The sequence below is a fragment of the Halalkalibaculum sp. DA3122 genome (genome assembly GCF_043951865.1).
Lineage (GTDB): Bacteria > Bacteroidota > Rhodothermia > Balneolales > Balneolaceae > JAMQKA01.
The window spans coordinates 1-18,548 of the sequence record NZ_JBINJF010000047.1; the positions used below are offsets into that span (position 1 = coordinate 1).

Genomic DNA, 18,548 nt, shown 5'->3' on the forward strand with positions numbered 1-18,548 from the left:
TTGACCTACCGCGAGATTGCCGGGCTGCTGGATATCTCCCCGAAGACGGTCGAATCGCAGATGAGCCGGGCCCTCAAACTCCTGCGGGAAGCCCTATCTTAATTGGTAGTTTCATTTTTTTACAGTTACCTGGGAAATACAGGTTGGTTCCTGTTGCAGCAATATTCCTTCCTGAAAACTCCGTTTGGCACTTCTCTATTATTCATGTCCCACTTCAATCCTGATCACCTGAATAGTACCGTGTGTAGATCAAAAACCTTAAAAATTAAAAACCTCTTACAGGGTAGCTGGCTTTTTAATTGTATACAAGGGTAGAGGCGGGAATAAGTGTGGAAATAATTGAATGAAACGGGATTCTGGGTATAGTCCAACCAGCTGAAGGGATGTTAAGAAAACCTGCGGTTTCATTATCGGTAAAGATACTATGCTCCACCGGGTATTGAGGTTCCCTTGAGATCCCCTCCCTGACCCCTGCCGCCTCCCGGGGGCCGAATGGTTTTCCGGGGGGATGAGCGGGGGAACTGGACGGGAAGCCCGGATATCAATTGGGGATGATTAAATGGCAGTTAGCAAGACAAGCCAGTAGTAATATTAACTAAATAGAGGATTAATGATGAATTGGGATGGATACAACAACTTGACAGCATCGATCGCGAGGGTGCTCTCATTAGGTTTGGTAATGGTATTGATTGCATTACCGGCGTCATCACAGGATAGCAGGCAGATGGCCAGTGCTGAGGAGCAGAATGGTGACATGCATATTGAGAAAAATGTTAAGGCGGCTTCCGTTCTTAACAAGATTATTTCGGTAGATCTTAAAAAGTCAACATTGGAAGAAGCTCTGCTGACAGTCGCTGAAAAGGCCGGTCTTAAATTGTCATACAGTACGAGTATTGTGCCTGTTGATAACAAGCTGACAATCAAGGTAGATCAATTGACGGTAAACAATGTTCTCTGGCGTGTGCTGGAGGGAACCGGGCTGCGGTTCGCGGTTTCTCCCAATCAGCACCTTGTTATTATGAGTAGAGAGGAGAGCAGAAATATAGATTACAAAAAACTGGAGACCGTCAGCGGACAGGTAACGGATGCCACTACCGGAGAATCAATGCCGGGGGTGAACATACTTGTAAAAGGGACCAGCACGGGTACCTCAACTGATGTGGAAGGAGATTTTGAGTTAAGTGTCCCGTCGTTGCAGGATACATTGATATTCTCCTTTATCGGTTACCAGACGCGCGAAGTACCGATTAATGGACAGACAGCCCTTGCGGTTGCGATGCAGCCACAAGCTATCTCTGGTCAGGAAATTGTTGTGAGTGGCTATCAAATCCAGGAAGAAGCAACCGTGACAGGAGCAGGTGCGAGTGTGGATATGTCGGAATTGGAGGATGCGCAAACGACTGATCCGGTTAAAGCACTACAGGGGCAAACCGCTGGTGTGTATGTTGAAACAAGTGGTGACCCCAGTGGCGGGGCTACCGTCAGGATACGTGGAGTGAGTACACTCAATAATAATGATCCTCTCTATGTGATTGATGGAGTTCCCACTAAATCCTATGCACCACAGCAGTTAAATCCGGATGACATTGAATCAATGCGCGTGTTGAAAGATGCCGCCGCTTCGTCAATTTACGGGGCCCGGGCATCGAATGGGGTAATACTGATAACTACAAAAAAAGCCGATCAGGGATCTTTCCAGGTAGATTACAGCGGCAAGTATACTAATTCCCGATATACAACCGGCCTGAATATGGCAAATACCGAAGAACAGGCTCGGATATTGTGGTTGGCCGCAATGAATGACGGTACTCCACCCCCGACTGCAATATATAGTTATGACTATGACGCCAACGCCGGGCCCGATGCAGAGGGATTAGACCGGTGGGGAGACGCAGTGCTTTACGATGTCTCGTGGCCCGAGGAAATTGGCCCGGGAATGCCATCTTCCGATACCGACTGGTTCGATGCAATATCGGAGACGGGCAATGTGATGGAACACCAGCTTTCAATGTCAACGGGTACCGAATCCTCTTCTGTGCGACTTTCGCTCAGGTATTTGACAAACGATTACATCCTGAAATTTCAAGACTATGAGAAAATAACGGCCAGAATAAATTCTCACCAGGATTTCCTTGATGGCGACCTGCGCGTTGGAGAGAATTTTTCCATCACGCAAGATGCGTTTAACGGGTTTCAGGGAAGTGTCGTGGGACTGGCACAAATTGCAATGCCCATTTTGCCGGTCAAGACGACCGACGGGGGATATGCAGGACCACCCGGCGCCGGCTTTGATGACCGGCAAAACCCGGTTCGGCTACTGGATCATAACAAGTGGGACAGGGATCAAAACCTAAATCTTTTTGGAGATATTTACGCTCGCTTAAACCTGCTGGAGGACCGGCTTTCACTGAATACCAGGTTGGGACTTGATTACGGGGCAAATGAATTCCGGGATATTCAGCGAACCTATCAAACAGGATTTCTGTCCCGTGATATAAATTCCCTGAACAGAACAAAGGGAACAGATGTAAACTGGAACTTCAATGCTACGGCAGAATACCAGCTCGATTTTGAACAGCATGAAACCACTTTTTTGGTTGGTACGGAAGCCTTCAGGAATACGTTTTCACAAAACAGCATCACTCAAGATGATTTCGCGTTAGAAACTCTTGACTACTTTATCGAAAATGCCGGGACTGGGTCGTCAAATGTAAGTGGATACAATACGGGCTATTCCCTGCTTTCATTTTTTGGGAAGTTCGATTACTCCTTCCGTAGCAAATATCTTGCATCTGTCACGATACGACGCGACGGCTCATCAAGGTTTGGCCGTGAAAATAGATTTGGTACATTTCCAGCCGCATCGGTTGGATGGAGACTGACAGAAGAGCCCTTTGTAGCTGAGAACCTTTCCTTTTTATCTAATTTCAAAATCAGGGCTTCTTATGGTATTACCGGGAACCAGGAAATTGCGAACAATGCCCGTTTTACCGAGTATGAAGCCTTTTATGGAGATGAGGCCATCGCCTTTAACGGAACCCCCCAGGCAACGGCCTATGATATCGAGGGTAATGATACAGGATTACTCCCTTCTGGTTTTGTTCGGACCCAAACAGGGAATCAAAGTCTGAGATGGGAAGAGTCTGAAGAACGAAATATAGGAGTTGATTTTGGACTGTTTGATGACAGACTGACCGGATCATTCGACTATTTCGTTAGAAATACCTCTGACATTCTTATCCAGCCTGCCTATATAGCCACCCGTGGTGAAGGAGGATCCCGGTGGGAAAATGGTGCTTCCATGCGAACAAGCGGTCTGGAGCTTGAACTGAATTACCGGGGTCAGTCAGGGTCTTTTAACTATTCTGTCGCAGGAAATGTGGGGCATTATAGTGATGAAATAACGGATTTGCCTCCTGAGGTTGTTGACTCTTATCCCGGAAACTCGGAGAAGAATATTCTGGGCGAGTCCGTAAACTCATTCTTTGGCTACGTCAATGACGGCCTTTTTGACAGCCAGGAAGAGGTAGATCAACATGCTGACCAAAGTGGTGCAGCCCCCGGCCGGTTGAAATTCAGAGATCTGAATGGTGACGGTCAAATTACCTCGCTGGATCAACAATATATTGGTGTGGATGCCCCTGATTATGAGTTCGGGCTGAATTTGCAGGGATCTTACAAAGGTTTTGACTTGCGCGTGTTTTTTCAGGGTGTACTGGGACGAGATGTCAACAACAGCCAGCTGGTTTATCAGCACTTCTCCTCATTTTGGAATGGGTCCAACTTCGGAAAAGAATTGTTATACAAAGGTTGGAAACCTAATCGAAGGGACACTAACGTACCTGCTCCTACGGGAGTTGACAATAACGATGAGGGGGGCGGTGCCGGTGGCGGCGGACGTTATTCAACATATTGGGTCCGAAATGGATCATATTTGAAACTAAGACAAATTACCCTTGGCTACACCCCTCCCAGCATTTTGGGGCTAAGCAATGCAAGACTCTTCCTTACCGGACAAAATATCTGGACGTTAAAAGATACCAGCGGAGATGATGCGTTTGTCGGGCCAGACCCGGAAGATCCGGGTTTGGGATTCCCTATACCGCTCCAGCTGACGGTGGGGCTTGACCTCTCGTTTTAAGCATCATGAATAGATTTACTTTATCTGTAACACCAAAAAAATATAGCATTATGAAGGGTTTAAATATTATTCTGGCAATTTTATTAGTATTCGCTTTTGGGATATCGTGCGAGGATTTTACAAGCTACCAGCCCAAAGGGGTGGTGAGTGAAGCTGATCTGCAGGGACCGGAAAGCGTTGAAGGACTTGTCAATGCCGCATACGCAGGTATGGCAAATGATCACTGGGTTGCTCCATTTACCAATAACTGGCCCTGGGGCAGCGTCCGTTCTGATAATTCGTACAAAGGAGGAGCGGGGCCTGCGGATCAAAGCGGGTATCACAATTATGAAATATTTTCAACAATCAGGCCCGATCAAAGTAAGGCAGACGGGGTATGGTTTAATATCTACCGTATGATACAACGGGCAAATGAGGCCATGAATGCTGTAAAGGGGATAGATGAGGGAAGCTATCCGAATAAAACTGAACGCTTGGCTGAAATGCACTTTATCCGCGCTCATGGTCATTTTCTGCTCAAACGCATGTTTAAACGGGTACCGTATATCCATGAAGATATCCCTTCTGACAGCCTGAAATTTGTATCAAACGTTGAATACACCAGCCAGGAGTTGTGGGATAAGATAGCGGAGGACTTCCAGTTTGCCGTGGATAATCTGCCCCAGACCCAGGAGGATGTTGGCAGACCCAATAAACCGGTTGCCCAGGCATACCTGGCAAAACTGCGCCTGTACCAGGCCTACGAAAAAGATGAGCAGCACCAGGTAACAAACATCAACCAAGACCGGCTTCAGGAAGTAGTTGACCTGACAAACGAGGTTATCAACTCTGGTCAATATTCTTTGTTTGATGACATTGCCCAAAACTTTTTGTGGGAGTGGGAAAATGGAGAGGAGATCCTGTTTTCCATACAGCGATCGAAGGATGATGGCACACCCATTGGACGTATTGATATGGCGAATGCACTTAATTGGACCATGAACCCGGAATTTGGCTGCTGCTGGTTTCATCTCCCCAGCTTCAACCTGGTCAATTCGTTCCGGACTAACGCTGATGGAATACCGATGTTCGACTCATTCAATGATGAGGTTATGGTTGATTCAGCAGACTTTCATGAAAATACATTTGATCCCCGGTTGGATCATACCGTGCATGTGCCCAAGCATATATTTAAATATCAATCTGATGTGATCTATGATTCCTCCTATACCCGGGCCCCTCAGGTATATGGACCCTTTTCAACAATGAAAGAGATTCAGCAGCTAGACTGTCCCTGCCTGGCTGTACCCAAAGGATATGCCTATCCTACCAGTACAAAAAATAATACGATCATACGATATGCAGATGTACTGCTGTGGAAAGCGGAGGCATTAATTCAGCTAGGCAGACAGGATGAGGCACTGCCGATTATCAACGATATACGCGAGCGGGCCAACAATTCCCGCGATCGGCTCAGGTATGAAAATGGAGATTACGTATCCAACTACAACATTGAACCCTATGTGGATGGTGTCAATATCAACTGGACACAGGAAAATGCAATGAAAGCGCTGCAGTGGGAGCGGCGCCTGGAATTTGCAATGGAAGGGGTTCGCTTCTTTGACCTGGTTCGATGGGGTATCGCAGCCGAAACGTTGAATAACTACTTTGATGTAGAAAAAGAGCGGGTACCTATTTTGCAGACAGCCCAGTTCACTGAAGGAAGGGATGAGTATCTCCCGATACCTCAACAGCAGATCGATTTTAGTGAAGGTACTTACGAGCAAAATACCGGATGGTAGTAGGGTAGGTAGTAAGTAATGATTTACTGTAGCTAATAAAACAGTACATATACATTTAAGATTAAGTGTGGGGATACCCCCCCACGGGTATTCCTTACACCTTGATTATGAAGCAAAATTTAAAACAGCTGGTGATCAATACTATTACCGTAATGTATACCGGTTTATAAGACAGGTGTATTTTTAATAAAACATAAATGATTCAAATTCCCCCGGCCACAACCAAATTATCTGGTGTATAACCCGGATTAGCAGTAGCCAAACATTGTAGAAGAATTCCAGCTATTAAAAATTTTATAGAATGGCCACAATTGCAGTTTTGGGAACCCTTGATACCAAGGGTGAGGAGCACGCCTTTCTTGCAGATATCATACATTCCCGCGGACATAACACACTGTTGATTGACGCAGGAACTGGCGGGGAGCCGACCGTTGTCCCTGATATCACCCGGGAAGAAGTAGCCGCGGCAGGTGAAGTGGATTTGGCCCCCTTACTCGATCGACAAGACAGGGGCGAATGTGTCTCTGCAATGAGCATGGCAGCGCCAAAGCTTATCTCCGAGTTGGCATCCGAAAGGAAGATTGACGGCATTATCTCCCTGGGTGGCGGCGGCGGTACGGCCATCGCAACAGCGGCCATGCGGGCACTCCCCATTGGCTTTCCGAAGGTGATAGTCTCAACCCTGGCAGCAGGGGATACCTCCGGTTACCTGGGAACCAAGGATATCGTTATGATCCCCAGTATTGCGGATGTGTCCGGCCTAAACCGATTGTCCCGGCTGATATTTTCCCGGGCGGCCGGGGCCATTTGTGGAATGGTTGAAACAGATGTTAAAGACAGCGCTTCACGTCCGCTGATTGTGGCCAGTATGTTTGGAAACACAACCAAATGTATTTCCGAAGCCAGAAAGGTGCTTGAAGATGCCGGTTACGAGGTGCTGGTATTTGCAGCTACCGGCACAGGTGGACGTGCAATGGAATCGCTTATCGAAAGTGGGATGGTGGATGGCGTCCTGGACATAACAACCACCGAATTGGCCGATGAGCTGGTGGGCGGAATTCTCAGTGCGGGTCCCGATCGGATGAATGCGGCCGCCGACAGGGCGATTCCTGCAGTTGTAGCCCCCGGTTGTCTTGACATGATCAATTTCGGGGAAAAGGATTCAGTTCCATCCAAATTTTCTGATCGCACCTTCTACATTCACAATCCACAGGTAACCCTTATGCGGACCACTCCTGAAGAATGCAGAGAGCTCGGTGCAATACTGGCGGGAAAAGCCAACCGGCATGGGGGGAAGATTACGATCATGGTTCCCCGCCGGGCCCTGAGTGAAATAAACGGCAAGGGTCAGCCTTTTTACGATCCGGAAGCCGATAAAGCGCTGTTTGAGAGTATTCGTGACAAAGCAGAGGTAGAGGTCCAGGAGTTTGATGAAGAGATAAATAGCCCAGGGTTTGCACGGGCGTGTGCCGAGAAACTCCTGGAAAATATCAGAAGCCACAAGAAAAATACAAATACCGGTTTATAAATATAATATTAACAAATAGCTAGATCATGGTAAGGCACTACGGCATGTTTGAGTTTAAAACGGAAATAACGGACGAACAAATCGAGGAATGTTTCACCGAAATGATGGGAATGGTCGGAAAAATTCCCGGGCTCCAAAAGATGGAATACGGTCCGTATGATAGTCCCGAAGGGCTCAATGATGGGTTTACCCACGGGTTTATCATGACGTTTGACAGCCCGGAGAGCAGGGACGAGTACCTGCCTCACCCTGAGCACGAACGAGTTGCGGATATCGTTGTGCCGCGATTGGAACGGGTGGTGGTGTTCGATTTTGAGGTATGAGAGCAGTCGGGATTTTACCTTGAATTCTAAAAAAGCGGCATACACAAAACTGCCGGGAAGAATACTTCCTGGATCTGCTTTGGCTGATCAAAATAAGCAGTATTAAAACCAGAAATGTTAATTGGACAAGTACGTTTGATCTAAAATCGATTTTATATGAGTACTGAAAAATCTGAATTAAACGGTATAGAACGGAAGAAACTATTTACGGGCATCTGTCTTGCACTGGTGCCGACGGCCTTTTCGTTTATATTGGTAAGTAATATTTTGAATCAGCTAAAGACTGAATTTATATTGACCAATGCCGATGTGGGATATATTGGCGGGGCGGCCTTGTGGGGCATGTCGGTTTCACTGCTGGCGATCGGGCCGTTTCTGGAAAAGATCGGGTTAAAAAATGCTACCAAGGGCGCCTTCATCGGTCATCTGTCAGGGGTGACTCTTTTTTTGGTGGCCTATTTTTTTGCCGGCGACCCCTCGGCCTTCTGGATTCTGTTTGCCGGGGCCATAGGAATGGGCTTTGGCAACGGGATGATCGAGGTAGCCGGCAATCCGCTGACGGCGGCCTTGTATCCTGACAATAAAACAACGAAACTAAATCATTTTCATGGGTTTTACACCGGCGGGTTAGTGCTGGGCGGACTGATGGGATGGGGAATGTCTCAAATTGGAGATATCGGTCTTGTCAATGTCGGCCACTGGACGTCCCAGATGGCCCTAGTCTATATCCCGATTTTGATCTACGGGTGGCTGCTGTTCCCACGCAGGTTTCCGCAGACCGAGACTGCTCGTGCAGGCATTCCAGTGAAGGAGATGTTCTCCTATACATTTTCCAACCCTTACGTGTTGGGACTGATCCTGCTGATGATGTTTACCCTGGCCATGGAGATGGGACCGATGCGCTGGATCCCCGACGTGCTGCAGGCAGCCGGGCTGCACGGGATGTTGGTGCTGGTGTGGATCAGTGGGTTGATGTTTGTCCTCCGGATGTTCGCCGGACCGTTTGTTGAGAAATTTTCTCCGACCGGCATGCTGGTGGGGGCCTCCTTTTTGACTTTTGTGGGACTGCTGATGTTTAGTTTTGTGGAGACCGGGATCGCGCAATTGATGATTGCCGGGGCTCTTTTTGCGATCGGCATCGCTTTTTTTGTACCCAACATGATCGGGCTGATGAGCGAGCGGTTTCCGAAGGCCGGCTCGCTGGGCATCGTGTTGCTGATTGGCATGGGATTCATTGGTGGCGGCGGGTCCAATGCCATTATGGGTGAAATTGCCGACAGTTACCTGCCGGAAGCCCTCGATGAGCAGCAGACCGTCCGTATCCTGCAGGAGGTGGAGGAGCGGTTTCCCGCCTATCGTCAACAAGCCGAGCAGGCGGCCGGCGACCCCGAGGCCCTGGCTGACCTCGGGTACCGGGAAGCCGACGTCAGTAACGTGTTGAGGCAAACCCGTCAGGCCCTGGCATACTACCATGAACACGGAGCATTTGAAGGCAATACCACCGGCAATGCCCTGCGGGCGCTGATCGATTCCGGGATGCCCCGGGAGCAAGAGCTTGTTTCGCAGGCCTCGGCGGTGCTGCGCCCGGCCGATAACTACGGCGGAAGGATGGCTTTTCGATGGGTGGCCCCGATCCCTTTTATAGCAGGCATCGTCTTCATCGTGTGGTACGTAAAGGATCAGCGCAGAGGCGGGTATCAGGTAGAACGCCTGGAAAAACGGGAGCCACAGGAAGTCTAAAAATCATATCGGTTTAACCGGATTTTTATAGCCCGCTTGTACTCCTGGGTTTAGCTGGATGGGCTATTACTTTGGGATCGCAGGTACTCATTAAACAGTGTTGAATTTATTTAATAATGAAATGATGAAATATCTTGCTTCTTTATTTTTGGTTTTGAGCATGAGCTTGCCATTCACAACGGTTGCGCAAAAGACGCACTCTTCGCGTGATGTCAATTTTACTCCACAACAGGAACTGGAAGGCTTTTCTGTTCCCGATGGGTTTAAAGTTGAATTGGTGGCAAGTGAAGAGGAGGGTGTTGTCAATCCCATTGATCTGACGTTTGATGATGCCGGCCGGCTTTGGACACAGACAGCGCGCATGTACCCGCTGGATCCGGTGAAGGATATTCAGTGGAATGAACTGCAAGAACTGATTGAAAACCCGGAAGCTCAAAAAAATGATCCACGTTTTAAACGGATACAGGATCTTTACCAGGGGGAAATAAGGGGAGAGGATAAAATTTTGGTCCTCTCCAATCTCAATAATGAGGGCACGGCGGATGTTGCGGAATGGGCTTCAGGGCTGGCTATCCCGCAAAGCATTCTTCCTTATAAAAACGGGGCATACGTAGCCCAGGGTTCGGAACTGTTTTTTCTTGAAGATAACGACAATGACGGGAGGGCGGATGAGCGTGATCCACTCTTTACCGGTTTTGGTTTTACGGACTCCCACACGATGTCACATACGCTGGTCAGGGGACCCGGCGGCTGGATTCACTTCAGCCAGGGAGGATTGAACAAGGGAAAGGTTTCGGCAGTGAAAAGTGACGTTCAGCTGGATATTGACTATAGTAAAATTGTTCGATTTTCACTGGATGGGAAACAGATTAAATTGGTTAGCTCGGGCCTGAATAATATCTGGGGCTTTCAGCTCCGCCACAACGGGCAGTGGTATGCGACTGAAGCGAATGATTTGGGTTACTCGGTTGTCCCTATGGAGCCGGGAACAGGATTCCCTGGCCTGGGGAATGATCGCTTGCGGCCATATCAGCCGTTTATGCCGCCTCTGCACGAGTTTCGGGTGGGAGGAACCGGCATTTCGGGACTGGCATTTGCCGATGATGCTTCAGGCGTTTCCTTCCCCAAAAAGTGGAATAATGTGGCGTTGCTGGCCAATCCCATTACCAGTACCATCAATGCCGTGAGAATTGTCCGAAATCCTGATGGAAGCGTTACGGCCGAGCACCTGCCGGATTTTTTGACTTCGGAAGATGAGTTTTTTCGTCCGGTTAATATGGAATTTGGTCCGGATGGTTGCCTGTATATCGCCGACTGGTATAACAAGATTATTTCTCACAACGAACTTCCCACCACGCATCCGGACCGGGATAAATCGCATGGTCGTATATGGCGCGTGTGTCACGAAAGTCAGCAGCCACGGGAAGTCCCGAACCTGTATGAGGTCAAGACTGCAGATTTAGTTGGTCACCTCAAATCGCCGTACCTCTGGGAAAAACGTGCGGCCTGGCATCAGATCAGTGACCGGCCCCGAGGAGAAACCACGCGGCTGGCCGATGATTTGGTAGCCCTGGCCGCGGATCAATCCCGGGATGAGGTTACCCGTATCCACGCTCTTTGGTCGCTGGAGGGGATTCATCATTATGACGGGGAACTTATTTCCTCCCTGCTGGAATCATCATCAGGCAATCTACGTCGCGAAGCCGTGCGATCACTGGCTAGCTTTTCTTTAGGCCCGGCGCAGGTAGCCCCCCAGCTAAACGGGCTCGTTGAGGACAAAAACGCGATGGTCCGCTCCCAGGTACTGCGCACGCTGGCGAACATCAATGCGGCCAACCAGGCAACGATCGGGATTCTCGTGCAGGCCTGCAAGCCTGACATACCGGGTAATGAAATGGGAGGTTCATACGAGCGAACCTTTGAACGATACCTGGCTCGCAAGGCACTGGAGCAGTATCCTGGCGAGCTGCAAGCTTACCTCGATTCTGTTTCTGCCGGCGACGTGCAGCCACGCAACTTGTTGTGGGCAAGCCAGGCGCTGCCGGAAGAGCCACGGGAAACCGCATTTTTGGAGTTGTGGCCGCAGGTTGATATGAAAACGCTCAATGAACCGACTTTTATAAATATTACAAAGATGCTGGATAACAAGCAGATAGCTGATATGGTTGCACCGGTTATTCATAACCCGGATCAGGCAGAAACATATACGAATTTTGCCGTGCAAAACCAGTCCCGCGTTCAATCCCCGGAGCTGGTTCGCCTGCTCAGAGTTCCGGTACAAAAGCTCTTGCAAAGCGGGAATGAATCGGAGATCAACCTGGCGCTGGACGCCATCGGTCGCTTCGGTATGCAGGGCTTTTCCGGGGATATTGAACCGCTAATCAACACCCAGAGCTCGGATGAAACCCTGAACCTTGCTCTCGCAGCGCTGGAAAATCAGCCCAAAGAAAATAAAGCCGTTTTTACACAAATATTTAATAATGAAACCCTCGACTTTGATACGCGGGTCAATGCCCTGCACAATATGGTAAAAGCCGATGCCGAGGTTGGTTCTCAAGCGGTACAGTCGTGGATTTCCGAACTGGGAACCGGTCAAAAGCAGGAACTAACATCTGTACTTTCCACGTCAGACCAGGGAGCGAGCCTGTTGCTGGGGCTGTATGAGCGGGGCCGAATCGATACGGAGGCCTTTGATCTGCCGACCGCCGAGCGAATCAGCAATGGAAATCCGTCAGATTCACGTAGTTTAGATCTACTGCAAGCCGTGGAACAGCAGGAGGAGAAAAAGCGGCAGGCGTTTAAGCAAAAGCTGGATCGTTATATGAAAATTGTCGAACAAAAACAGGGAAATATCAGCAATGGTGAAAAACTGTTTCAAACGTGCCTGACCTGTCACTCGGTAGGCAGCAGGGGACAAGATATAGCCCCTGCGCTGGATGGTTCCGCCTACCGCGACACCGAAGCACTGTTTACCGCTCTCATCGATCCGAATGCTGCGGTGGAAACCGGTTATGAAGTCTACCGGGTAACCCAAAAGGATGGCAGTATCATCGAGGGATACCTGGTTCAGCAGGACGAACAGGGGACCACCATCGCGTTTATGGGAGGAGCGACGGTATTTGTTGAAAAAGAATCGATACAGAGCGAGGGGTTTATCAGCGGTCGTTCCTTTATGCCGGAAGGACTCATTGAAGGGTATACCGATCAGGAAGTCGCCGACCTGATCTCCTATATCCGTACACTGGAGTAGTTGATATTCCCGGCCTGTAACTGTGGAATAGTAAGAAAGGAACCCAAAATAAATTCGAGATCTAACTTCGATTATTCACCCAAAAATGCAATCAACATAAAAATCATTGATTATGAAAACACTGTATGTTCTACTGCCGGTACTTCTAATCGTGTTTGCCTGTTCTGACACCGAAACCAGAAGTGCGGACGAGCTTGATACTAACGATAATACCAATAATACCGATGTTCTTTTCAACGGAGAAGACCTGAGTGGATGGGAAGGAGATATGGAGTATTGGCGGGTCGAAGATGGCATGATTGTCGGTGAGTTCCAGGAAATTGAGCACAATCAGTTCCTTCGCAGTACAACCGAGGTACAGGATTTTCGCCTGACTCTCGACGTGCGCATAATTGATGGCCAGGGGAACAGTGGCGTGCAGTTCAGAAGTACCGCCCTGCCCGGTGGACATGTCCGCGGTCCACAGGCCGATATCGGGGAGGGATACTGGGGAAAATTGTACGAGGAGCTGGGGCGTGCGTGGCTTTGGGAAGAAGAATGTGACCAACATGCGGATCTGGACGGCTGGAACCAGTATGAAGTGGTTGCCGTGGGAAGTAAAGTAAGGACGGCTGTTAACGGCAATCTCTGTGTCGATCTGGACGACCCGTATATCGCACGAAAGGGGATTATCGCTCTTCAACTGCACCAGGCGTTTGGCCCATCTGAAATACAGTTCAAAAATTTAGAGCTTGAACGGGATCCTGACTTTGAACTTACGACTCTTGAATAGAGCCTGTCTCGCTCTTCAAAGCTATCGTGATTGGGCATAAAGCAAGATAGTCGAAGTTTCCACCGCAGTAAGGACTACTAGTGTACTCACCACTTAAAAAGTATAGTAAAGTAAGTAGCATAAAATATGCAAGAATTCCCCCTTTGAAGGGGGGTTTGGGGGATGTAGTACTCCCAAATAACTGTTTGGCTACTTAACGAATTTAGTGGTAATAACACTAGCAACCTGGAACGCAAAAAACTGAATAATAGGCCCCTTTATATTTATAAAGATGTTACCTAACACTTGGACTGGATTTGCGCAGTACATTATACTGGTATCTCCTCCGGTTTTGGATGATAAGAGGATGTCCTGTTAACAGAGGGGAAAAATCGATGAAAATTCTGTGAATTTATACTAAAAAAGTTACAGGGTATTCTGTTTTTCAATTGTATCATGGTTGAGTGGCTCCTCCCATACGCGGAGTTTTAAAGAGAGGTGTGTTTACTATCTTTATACAAAACAATAACCTGGCGTTGAAAAGGAGTCCCCTTGCCAGCTTGTGTACTTATATTAACATTGAACTTCTGAAGTATGATACGAACTACCACGAAAACTATTTTTTGCAAAATGTCCCGATACAGTATATCAACACTACTGCTTTTGTTTGTTTTATTATCTCAAAGTTATGGGTTGAATAATACATTTGAGCAGGTTCAGACCGCAGATACTGCGGAGATAGACCGGGAGTACACCCTGGAGGCGGTAATAACGGGATATACCGGAATCGGTGGTTCGATCGATGGTATCAGAAATCCCGTGCTCCAGGCTAAAAAGGGGGAGACGGTTCGCATAACCATTGTTAATGGTGAGACGCTTACCCACGATATCGTCATGGAAGAGCTCGGCGTGAAAAGTGAAGCGATTATTGAAGAAGGAACAGAGACCAGTATTACGTTTGTTGCGAAGTCAAATGACACATACTACTGCAGTATTCCCGGACACCGGGAGGCAGGCATGGAGGGGGAGTTTCAGATTATTGAAGCCTCTACTGACGAGGTTGTTGCCGAAGGAGTTCTGCCGCAAAAAAACGGCGAGCCGGTTAATGTCGATTTCGAGTATGCGACCCTGGATGACTGGACGGCAGAAGGCGAAGCGTTTGAAGGGCAACCCACTTCCGATCGTTCGACTGAGGTCTATGAAGAGGATATGAACATCAATCCGAGCGGGCAATTTTATGTAAGCAGCGGGGGGACAAAGAAGTCGACTGAAACGGGTAAGTTGACATCTACTTCATTTGAGGTCACACATCCCTATGCCGCATTCAAGGTCTCTGGCGGAGCTCTTCAGGAGACGCGCGTTGAGATTATTGATGCTGAAACCGACGAGGTGATATTTCAGATAACGGGCAATGATCACCAGCGGCTCAGGCCGGTTGTCGTCGATTTGCAGGACCAGATGGGGGAGCAGATCTTCATTAAACTGATCGATAACGAAACCGGAGTGTCTGAGATACCGTATATCGGCGATAATATTTGGGCACATATCAGTTTTGATGATTTCCGTTTTTACTCCAACCGCCCCGATTTCCCAGACGAACTTAATCCTGAAGATATAGTCATTCTTCCGCCGCGCGACATGATTGAAAATGCGGGTCTCTCCGGAGAGGAAGCGGCAAAAGAGATGGAACTGCCGGAAGGCTTTTCCGTGCAACTGGCGGCTTCTGAACCTGATGTGATTCGGCCGATCGCCTTCACTATCGACGATCGCGGGCGCTTGTGGGTAGCCGAGGCCCACACGTATCCGGAAAAAGCTCCGGAAGGAGAGGGAGAAGATCGTATCCTTATTTTTGAGGATACGACCGGCGATGGAAAGCTTGACAAGCGCACGGTTTTTATTGAAGGACTCAACCTGGTAAGCGGTATTGAAATCGGACACGGAGGCGTATGGGTGGGGGCCGCACCTGAATTTCTGTACATCCCGATCGATGAAAGTGGAAATAAACCGGCCGGTGATCCGAAGGTGCTGCTAGATGGCTGGGGGTATGAAGATACCCATGAAACCCTTAACAGTTTTCGATGGGGTCCCGATGGCTGGCTCTACGGAACGCATGGCGTCTTTACGCATTCAAAAGTAGGGAAGCCGGGCACGCACGAAGATGAACGGTTAAAACTGAATGCCGGGGTCTGGCGCTATCATCCCACCAGGCACGAATTTGAAGTGTTCGCATACGGTACCAGCAATCCGTGGGGAATAGACTTTAACAAATATGGACATCCATTTATTACAGCTTGCGTCATTCCCCATCTCTATCATGTTATTCAAGGCGGGCGGTACCTGCGGCAAGCCGGAGAACACTTTAATGATTACATTTATGATGATATCGGGCATATTGCCGACCATGTACACTGGGTGGGAGATAACGGTCCGCATGCCGGTAACCACAGGTCCGGTTCTGCGGGTGGAGGTCACGCACATGCAGGAGCCATGTTCTACCAGGGAGCCGAGCACTGGCCGGAGGAATATGACAATATGCTCTTTATGAACAATATACATGGCTACCGGACCAATGCTGACAAGATTGAGCGAAAAGGTTCCGGATACACTGCTACCCATGCCGAGGATTTTCTGAAAACCCACGACTCCTGGTCGCAATGGCTTGATTTCCGGTATATGCCCGGTGGGTCAGTCTATGCCATTGACTGGTACGACAAGAACCAGTGTCACAGCCCCAATCCTGCTGTACACGACAAATCGCTGGGTCGTATTTACAATATCCGTCATGAGCTGGATGAGTATGTGCAGGTCAATCTTAAAGAGAAATCCAGCCTGGAGCTCGTCGAATATCAGCTGCATCACAATGAGTGGTATGTACGCCACGCACAGCGAATTTTACAGGAACGCGGCCCGGACCAACAGGTTCATAATGCACTTAAGGAAATCCTGAATCAAAACCCGGATATTACACGAAAACTGCGGGCGCTTTGGAGCCTGCACGTAACACATGGCCTTACGGACCAGGATTATATCGATCTACTAGATCATGAAAATGAATATATGAGAAGCTGGGCTATTCAACTCCTTGCTGAAGACGAAAATGTTCCGGAAAAGGGGATTCAGAAACTTGAAAATATGGCTTATAATGATAATTCTGCGCTGGTCAGACTGTATATTACGTCGGCACTCCAGCGCATGGAACCGGCCAAACGATGGGGGATTTTAGAAGGTCTGTACACCCATTCCGAGGATGCTGGAGATCATAATCTGCCATTGATGGCATGGTTTGCCGCAGAGCCCCTTGTCGAGAAGAACATGGATCGCGCGCTTGACTTGGCAATGGAGTCGGAATTGCCGACAATTCTTCCTTATACCATTAAACGGGTTGCGGCTGTCGGTACGGACCAGGCGATGGAAAAACTGGAAAACGTGGAAAAAGATCTGAAAGATAAGCCAAATACGGGGCAATATGATCAGGCACGACAGGAACTCGACCTGATTTTTGGACAGGCCAGGTAATTTTCTAATACTCAGGGGATAAAACTATGAAGAATATATATATCAGTATGTTGGCTGTAATGATCATTACGGCCGGCTTTCTTTTAATTGTATCGTGCCAGCAATTGAAAGGTCAGGATAAAGACTATGTGATACACGAATTTGAGAAAATTAAGCTCTCTTCCACCTTTTATGCCGAGGGAGCGGGGATAGGAGACCTCAACCAGGATGGAATTCCTGACGTCGCCGCAGGTCCCTACTGGTATGAAGGACCCGACTTTCAAACCAGGCATGCTTTTTATGAACCTGTTGAGTTCGATCCATATAAATATTCTGATAATTTTATTGTGAATATAGAGGATGTGAACGGAGACGGGCGCAAGGATATCCTTAAAGTCGGTTTTCCCGGTGAGGGCGCGTACTGGTATGAAAATCCCGGTAACAACGATGGATATTGGCCCCGTCACCTGATTCATCCACAGGTGGATAATGAGTCCCCTCAATTTTATGATCTTGACCGTGACGGTCAATTGGAGCTGGTATTTCATACGAATGGATACCTGGGATATGCAAAACGAAATGCGGAAGATCCCACACGGCCCTGGTCATTCACTCCTATTTCCGAACAACATGATTGGGGAAAATTTACCCACGGTTTTGGTATCGGTGACATAGATGGCGATGGTTTTGAAGATATCATGAAGAAAGAGGGATGGTGGAAAAATCCCGGCCTCGATCAGTTAGATGAACAATGGAAGCACTACAGCGTAGAATTCGCTGGTCCCGGGGGCGCCCAGATGTATGCCTATGATGTGGACGGGGATGGGTTGAACGACGTAATTACCAGCCTGAATGCCCACGGTTGGGGAATGGCCTGGTATCGGCAGGTACGAGAAGGGGATGAGATTACATTTGAGCAAAACCTGATTATGAGCGATAAAAAAGAGGATAACCGCTACGGGGTCAAGTTTGCAGAAATTCATGCCATCGATTTGGCAGACATGGACAACGATGGAGTGAAAGATCTGGTGACCGGCAAACGCTGGTGGGCACACGGACCAGATGGCTATGATTTTCACAAGAATGCCGCTGTACTTTACTGGTTTAAACTCGACCGCAGTTCCGAAGATGCTCATTACATACCGTATTTGATTGATTACAATTCGGGGGCAGGTGTTGAGGTGGATACAGGAGATTTAACGGGTAACGGATATCCTGATATTGTTGTGAGTAATAAAAGGGGAACGTATGTATTTCTGAACAAGCCGAGAACTGTTAGCCGCGAGGTGTGGGAATTCAATAAACCTACACCGCTTGAGCAAGCGGATTAGTCATTATTTTCAGCGATTATCGTCTTTCTAAGAGTCTTTCCTGACTAAACGAATCCTGCTTTAGAGTAGCTAAAAAAGTTTAAACAATAACTGTAAGAAATTAGCACTACATCATTATGCCAGACAACCAAGTAAACATAGCGATTATCGGGCTGGGTTTCGGTGCGGAGTTCATCCCGATCTACCAGAAGCACCCGCAGGCGAACAT

General features: G+C 48.3%; 10 protein-coding genes. All 10 read left to right on the forward strand.

All coding sequences use genetic code 11. The annotated features are described in order from the left end of the window. Window positions 1-102 (forward strand): sigma factor-like helix-turn-helix DNA-binding protein (locus tag ACG2F4_RS18115; RefSeq protein WP_395262334.1); only part of this gene is annotated, 102 nt, incomplete at its 5' end. A 508-nt stretch (window positions 103-610) separates the two neighbouring features. Beyond that, a complete protein-coding gene (locus ACG2F4_RS18120; RefSeq protein WP_395262325.1) occupies window positions 611-4,141 on the forward strand; it encodes a SusC/RagA family TonB-linked outer membrane protein in 3,531 nt (1,176 codons plus the stop codon). 50 nt (window positions 4,142-4,191) lie between these two features. Beyond that, a complete protein-coding gene (locus ACG2F4_RS18125; protein WP_395262326.1) occupies window positions 4,192-5,922 on the forward strand; it encodes a RagB/SusD family nutrient uptake outer membrane protein in 1,731 nt (576 codons plus the stop codon). Window positions 5,923-6,223: 301 nt separating this feature from the next. Beyond that, window positions 6,224-7,450: a Tm-1-like ATP-binding domain-containing protein gene (locus tag ACG2F4_RS18130; protein ID WP_395262327.1), complete on the forward strand. Its 1,227-nt coding sequence runs from the start codon at window positions 6,224-6,226 to the stop codon at window positions 7,448-7,450. A gap of 26 nt (window positions 7,451-7,476) precedes the next feature. Next, window positions 7,477-7,773 carry a Dabb family protein gene (locus ACG2F4_RS18135; RefSeq protein ID WP_395262328.1) on the forward strand — a complete coding sequence of 99 codons (297 nt, stop codon included), beginning with the start codon at window positions 7,477-7,479 and terminating at the stop codon, window positions 7,771-7,773. A 156-nt stretch (window positions 7,774-7,929) separates the two neighbouring features. Next, entirely contained in the window at window positions 7,930-9,513 is a 1,584-nt protein-coding gene (locus ACG2F4_RS18140; RefSeq protein ID WP_395262329.1) for an MFS transporter, read from the forward strand. Between the two features lie 160 nt (window positions 9,514-9,673). Continuing rightward, entirely contained in the window at window positions 9,674-12,763 is a 3,090-nt protein-coding gene (locus tag ACG2F4_RS18145) for a c-type cytochrome (protein ID WP_395262330.1), read from the forward strand. A 112-nt stretch (window positions 12,764-12,875) separates the two neighbouring features. Further along, entirely contained in the window at window positions 12,876-13,535 is a 660-nt protein-coding gene (locus ACG2F4_RS18150) for a DUF1080 domain-containing protein (RefSeq protein WP_395262331.1), read from the forward strand. A gap of 609 nt (window positions 13,536-14,144) precedes the next feature. Continuing rightward, window positions 14,145-17,030 (forward strand): PVC-type heme-binding CxxCH protein, encoded by a 2,886-nt coding sequence (locus tag ACG2F4_RS18155; RefSeq protein WP_395262332.1) that lies wholly within the window; start codon window positions 14,145-14,147, stop codon window positions 17,028-17,030. A 26-nt stretch (window positions 17,031-17,056) separates the two neighbouring features. Then, complete coding sequence (locus ACG2F4_RS18160) at window positions 17,057-18,340, forward strand: FG-GAP repeat domain-containing protein (protein ID WP_395262333.1); 1,284 nt, start codon at window positions 17,057-17,059, stop codon at window positions 18,338-18,340. Window positions 18,341-18,548: the final 208 nt, after the last annotated feature.